We start from the raw sequence: 2,479 nt of genomic DNA, 5'->3' as shown, positions 1-2,479 counted from the left end.
GCCTCGGGGTTGCCGCCACCAGCGCCTTGCCGACCGCCGATTGCGGGCTGGCGATGACGGTGCGGGCGTCGCCGCTCTCGGCGACCCGGCCGGCATCGAGGAGAACGATGCGATGCGCGAGGGCGCGGATTACGCCGAGATCATGCGAAATGAAGAGATAGGCGATCTGTTCCTGTCTTTGCAGGTCGAGCAGCAAGTCCAGGATCTGTCCGCGCACCGAAACGTCGAGCGCCGAGACCGCCTCGTCGAGGACGATCAGCGACGGTCGGGTGGTGATGGCGCGGGCGATCGCTACCCGCTGGCGCTGGCCGCCGGAAATCTCGTGGATCGCGCGCGCGGCAAGGCCGGCATCGAGGCCGACACGCTCCAAGAGAGCTGCGATGCGGCGCGGGCGCTCCGAGCGCGAGGCGATGCCGTGGATGCGCAACGGGTCGTCCAGCGCACGCGCCACCGTGGAGCGCGGGTTAAAGGCGGCGAGCGGATCCTGGAAGACCATCTGGAGGCGGGCACGGCGGGCGCGCAACGCGGCGCCCGACAAGATAAGCAAGTCCGCGCCCTCGAATTGGATGCGCCCAGCGTCGGGCTCTAGCAGGCGCAGTACCAGCCGCGCAATCGTCGACTTGCCGCTGCCGGACGGGCCGGCGACGGCCAGCGTTTCGGCCGGGCCGATCTCAAACGAGACATCGTCGACCGCCGCAAAAGGTTTGCCGCCGCGGCGATAGCGCTTGGAGAGATTGGAGACGGCGAGCACGGTCATGCCGAGGCGCCTTGCCGGTCAAGAAGCGGCTTGGCGTCGAGGCCGAGATGGGCATCGAGCAGCATGCGCGTATAGGCATGGCGCGGCGCGTTGAGGATCTGGTCCGTGTCGCCCAATTCGACCAACTCGCCATGGCGCAGCACCGCGATGCGTTCGGCGAGCGTGGCGGCGAGCGCGATGTCGTGGCTAATGAAGGCGAGCGTCAGGCCGTCCTCGTTGACCAGCCCGCGGATCAGGGAAACGATCTCGGCCTGGACGATGGTGTCGAGCGCGCTGGTCGCCTCGTCGGCAATCAGCAGTTTCGGGGCGGCGGCGATGGCCGCGGCGATTGCAACGCGCTGCTTCTGGCCGCCGGACAGCTGGTGCGGATAGGCGCGCAAGGCGGCTTCGGAGTCGGGCAAGCGGACGCGTCCGAGCAGGGTTTTGGCTTTGGCATAGGCCTCGCGCCAGGTGAGGTTGAGATGCGTGCGTGCGACCTCGGCGATTTGCTTGCCGACCGGCATCACCGGGTCGAGGCTGACGGAGGGGTCCTGGAAGACGAAGCCGATGTCGCGGCCACCTAAGGGCTGAAAATGCGAAGCTGTCACGGAATGAGACGATCGAGGTTTCTGCCACTCGATCGAACCTCCAACCTCGGCCGCTTCCGCCAACAATCCCGCAACCGCCAGCGCCAGCGTGCTCTTGCCCGAGCCGCTCTCACCGATGATCGCAAGGCGTTCCCCGGCTTCCACATCAAGGCTGATGCCCTTCAGCGCCGTTACCTCGACGCCCTCGCGCCGATACCGCACCGTCAGATCGCGGATCGAAAGCAGCGCAGTCACGAGAGGCTCCTGCGTACCGCGGTGCTTTCCACCACGCCCTCGCCGGCGAGGTAAACGCCGAGAACGGTCAGCACCAGCGCGATACCGGGAACGATCGACAGGAAAGGCGCGGTGCGCAAGACAGTGCGGCCTTCGGCGATCATGCCGCCCCAGGTGACGCGGTTGGGATCACCGAGGCCGAGGAAGGAAAGCGCTGCTTCGGTGAGGATGGCGGCCGCGACGATCACCGAGGAAAGCGCCAGCACCGGCGGCAGCGCATTGGGCAGCACCTCGCGAAAGGCAATCTCGAGCGGATGCATGCCGATGACGCGAGCGCCGGCGACATAGTCGCGCTCGCGGATCGACAGCACTTCCGCGCGCGCCACCCGCGCCGGCCCGGTCCAGGCGCCGAGCGCGATGGCCGCGATCACCACACCAAGCGAGGGGCCGACGATGCTGACGAACGCCAGCGCCAGCAAAAAACTAGGCACGGTCTGGAAGGCGTCGGTGATGCGCATCAGCACCTCGTCGATCAAGCCGCCGGCGAAACCGGCCAGCGTGCCCACCACCGCGCCGACCAGAAGCGCAGCTGCGGCCGCCGCTAGTCCAACCGCCAGCGAGGTGCGCGCGCCGTGGAAAAGTTCGGCCAGCACGTCGCGGCCGAGCCGGTCGGTGCCGAGCGGCAGCGACCAATTTTGCAACGGCGGCAGCAAGGCCGGGCCGGCGATCGCTTGCGGGTCGCCCGGAAAGAGCAGCGGCGCTGCCAGCGCGATCGCGACGAGCAAGGTGAGGATGAGTGCGCCGGCGATCGCTTCCGGCGTCTGGAAAAAGCGATGCAGCCTCTTCATGCGACCGCCTCGCCGGCACCGACGCGCGGATCGAGGAAGGCGTAGGCGAGATCGACCAGGAGGTTGATGACGAT

3 protein-coding genes are annotated in these 2,479 nt (G+C 67.8%); all 3 read right to left on the bottom strand.

The genetic code is table 11. From position 1 onward, the window contains the following. On the bottom strand, positions 1 to 757 hold a 757-nt coding region (locus EOA32_RS36235), incomplete at its 3' end, for an ATP-binding cassette domain-containing protein (RefSeq protein WP_145971490.1). Further along, the gene (locus EOA32_RS36230; RefSeq protein WP_066990009.1) at positions 754 to 1,578 is read right to left on the bottom strand and encodes an ABC transporter ATP-binding protein; all 825 of its coding nucleotides are present in this window, start codon (positions 1,576 to 1,578) and stop codon (positions 754 to 756) included. The genes EOA32_RS36235 and EOA32_RS36230, both read right to left, overlap by 4 nt. Continuing rightward, the gene (locus EOA32_RS36225) at positions 1,575 to 2,405 is read right to left on the bottom strand and encodes an ABC transporter permease (protein ID WP_066990006.1); all 831 of its coding nucleotides are present in this window, start codon (positions 2,403 to 2,405) and stop codon (positions 1,575 to 1,577) included. Before EOA32_RS36225 ends, EOA32_RS36230 begins: the two co-directional genes overlap by 4 nt. Positions 2,406 to 2,479: the final 74 nt, after the last annotated feature.

The sequence above is a fragment of the Mesorhizobium sp. M1A.F.Ca.ET.072.01.1.1 genome (genome assembly GCF_004023325.1).
Classification (GTDB): domain Bacteria; phylum Pseudomonadota; class Alphaproteobacteria; order Rhizobiales; family Rhizobiaceae; genus Mesorhizobium.
This window is presented reverse-complemented; position numbering and strand designations above follow the sequence as displayed.